This window comes from Nocardiopsis sp. TRM 82005 (genome assembly GCF_056312425.1).
In genome coordinates, this window is record NZ_JBWDTQ010000078.1 from 1 (window position 1) to 656 (window position 656).

The 656-nt window shown below is 66.6% G+C and carries 1 protein-coding gene; it reads left to right on the forward strand.

The window, feature by feature from the left end; all coding sequences use genetic code 11:
• Window positions 1–623, forward strand: a 623-nt coding sequence (locus AC0T5L_RS27150; RefSeq protein ID WP_476168339.1) for a transposase, incomplete at its 5' end; no start/stop codon positions are given.
• Window positions 624–656 lie beyond the last annotated feature (33 nt).

Below are 656 nucleotides of genomic sequence, written 5' to 3' on the forward strand. Positions count from 1 at the left end.
CCCTGCTCAAAGCCGCCCAGTGGCTCGCCCAGGCGACCCCCGCCTGGCATGAGAAACTCCGGTTGACGGAGGGCACCCCGATGCGCTGCGGTGCCTCCCGGGTCACGGTCAACCGCTCCGGCCTGGGCGAGATGGCCGGGTACGGCATGGACACCTCCCAGCACGCGTTCTACTGGGGCGCCAAGCTCATGCTCATCACCACCGCCGAGGGGACGGTGTGCGCGTTCTCCCTGGCCCACCCTAAGGAGGTGGACGAGCGCAAGCAGGCCCTGCACCTGTTGCATGTGCAACCCCCGGCCCCAGGGGCGTGCCCGATCGTGTGCGACAAGGGCTTCGCCGGGGTCGGGATCGAAAGGGCCGCTGCGGACCTGGGACACGTCCTGGTCCGCCCACCGCGCAAGGACGAACCCGACCAGGCTTTTCCCGGGTGGTTGAGACAAAGGATCGAAGCGATCATCTGGACGTTGAAGAACCAGCTCGGGTTGGAGCGCCACGCCGCCCGCACGAGTGAAGGGCTCTGGGCTCGTCTTTGTCAGCGCATCGTGGCGTTGAACGCGGCGATCTGGCACAACTGGCTGATCGGTGCCCCGGTCAAGCGGTCACTGATCGCCTACGACCACTGACCAGGGCACACACTTTCCCATCAACGATCTAGG